At 51.6% G+C, this 1,928-nt stretch carries 3 protein-coding genes and 1 pseudogene; 2 read left to right on the top strand and 2 right to left on the bottom strand.

Translation table 11 applies throughout. The features are described from left to right. Positions 1–85 (top strand): annotated as a pseudogene (locus ACQZ48_RS23375) (IS5/IS1182 family transposase); the annotation flags it as partial. Positions 86–379: 294 nt separating this feature from the next. Here the strand turns inward: ACQZ48_RS23375 and ACQZ48_RS23370 are convergent. Then, positions 380–937 (bottom strand): hypothetical protein, encoded by a 558-nt coding sequence (locus tag ACQZ48_RS23370; protein WP_003519947.1) that lies wholly within the window; start codon positions 935–937, stop codon positions 380–382. Between the two features lie 397 nt (positions 938–1,334). Here ACQZ48_RS23370 and ACQZ48_RS23365 point away from each other — a divergent pair, with 397 nt between their 5' ends. Beyond that, positions 1,335–1,550 carry a hypothetical protein gene (locus ACQZ48_RS23365; protein ID WP_448729560.1) on the top strand — a complete coding sequence of 72 codons (216 nt, stop codon included), beginning with the start codon at positions 1,335–1,337 and terminating at the stop codon, positions 1,548–1,550. 65 nt (positions 1,551–1,615) lie between these two features. Here ACQZ48_RS23365 and ACQZ48_RS23360 read toward each other — a convergent pair. Further along, on the bottom strand, positions 1,616–1,928 hold a 313-nt coding region (locus ACQZ48_RS23360; protein WP_448729559.1), incomplete at its 5' end, for an ArsR/SmtB family transcription factor.

Below are 1,928 nucleotides of genomic sequence, written 5' to 3'. Positions count from 1 at the left end.
CGCCACGCGCTACGACAAGCGCCCGGAAAACTATCTCGCAGCTGTCAAACTCGTCGCCGCAAGAATCTGGTGTCAGAGTTTATGAGTCGACGGCCTAGTTCTTCGAACGCGACCGATCAGGGCGTTTTCTCCGAAAAGGCAAAAAACCTAGACCGGTCTCCTGTTTCCGATAAAGACAAGGCATTTGCAGCAGAGAACGATTTGACCATCGTACATGCGGACTTACTGATCAAAAAATCAGCGAAGGCCTTCAGGCGTCTGCCGCAGGGCGAGCTGTTCAAAATGAAATGTGAGATCATCACGATTGGCCCCGCCACGAGCATTCTTGTACGCTCGATCAAGCACAAGAAAGCGTAACCGCCTCCAGACGGTCCACCAATCACGTACGCCAACTAGTCAATTCGCGCTTCGACTTCGGAAGAACAATAACCTCTTCCGGGGTCGCTCTCTTTCTATCTACTGACTTCAGAGTATATGCCGCGGCCCGTGCCAGCGTCTTTTCGATGGGCGTGACATGAATGCGGGAAAGGGGCGCAGTCTTGCCAATCAGGAAACTAGTTGGTGCGTTCGCGATAAGGTCCGTTACTCGGCGTCCGGTACGCGCATTCGGCGGCACCATTGCCAGTACGTGAATATGCATCCCGTCGTTGATTGCGCTGTCCGATGTGGACCAGCCAGACAGCTTCCGCACTGGCCAGTCGTAACTGGCAAGCCAGAATGGCATCTGAATACTCGGGGTCTTATAGGGCCGTTTGATGAGGCGGGTCAGTACGCGAACATAAAGCTGCTCCACCGTGTAACGCATCTGGGCCTTCTTGGCTTTTTCATTGCCGCTTAGCGCATTGAACATCAGCGTGAGCATATAACTTTCCCAACCGCCTGCTGTTCTCTCTTCAACCATTTGCGTATAGCCATCGAGTATCTGTTGGGTACTCATAGTGTTGGTTCCTTCGCTTGGTTATTGTGAGGTTGATTGTGTGTGTGAGTGTTTGTCTGTAGGTAATTTGGGTACAGCTTCCCCATATGCCTGTACCCTCGCGAGCGGGGCATTGATGTCTCCAGATGGAGCAAGACCTGCCATGCGTGGAGATTCCCCGCACTAGCGTTTTGGCCTGCAAATATAATTGGCGTTATGCCGACCGTTATTTACGGCGACGTCTCTAGGGAGTTTTTGCAGCTGGCGGCGGACTCGCAGGCGCGGATAAGCGCTGACCTGCGGTTTCTCTGAAAAAGCCGAAACGGCAATTTAGATAAAATTTACGCTAAATCTTATCGGTTTGAACCGATCCGCCCATGCTACGTTTCACGCAAGTCAAAACGGGAGCCCGGTTGCGATGATCTGGAATTTGGAGAAGCTCGAACAGGAACGTCTCGACCTCATTGAGGTCATAGACAATCTCAAAAGGTGGGAACGTTTCTCGATAGATGATCGGCAAATCATCTCATTGCAGATAACTGCACATATGCTGCGACTCAGCGAACTCGATGAGGACTTGGCACAGCTGCGAGGTCAGGAACATTCCAATTCGGACTGTCTGGCCGCAATCTGACGATGGTGAAAGCATTTACAAGTAGTGAAAGCTACAGGCTTCCTCGATGTAAGGAATTTGGGTGGTCATGCCTTTTTAGAATTCAGTTTGACGAAAAGCACCACCTCTTTCAACAACCCTATCAGCTCCGGCATTATCAACCGATAATAGACGACAAGTCCGTGACGTCGCGTTTCAACAACACCCGCCTCGCGCATTTTTGCGAGATGCTGAGAAAGCGCTGATTGCGATAAATCGACTTGATGGGCCAACTGCTTGACGCTCTGCTCATTCTTGGACTGAACCGCACCGGCTTTGCCGGAGACCGTTTGGTTTAAGTTATGCGGCCAATGCTGGTGCGTCCAGCATGGCGTAGTATCGTTCCTCGGCCTCTGCAGG

This window comes from Agrobacterium sp. 22-209-1 (genome assembly GCF_053522485.1).
This window is presented reverse-complemented; position numbering and strand designations above follow the sequence as displayed.

What these genes read in the sequence shown, in the direction of transcription:
- ACQZ48_RS23370 (WP_003519947.1), bottom strand. Translation starts at nt 937, where the DNA reads ATGAGTACCCAACAGATACTCGATGGCTATACGCAAATGGTTGAAGAG.
- ACQZ48_RS23365 (WP_448729560.1), top strand. Translation starts at nt 1,335, where the DNA reads ATGATCTGGAATTTGGAGAAGCTCGAACAGGAACGTCTCGACCTCATT.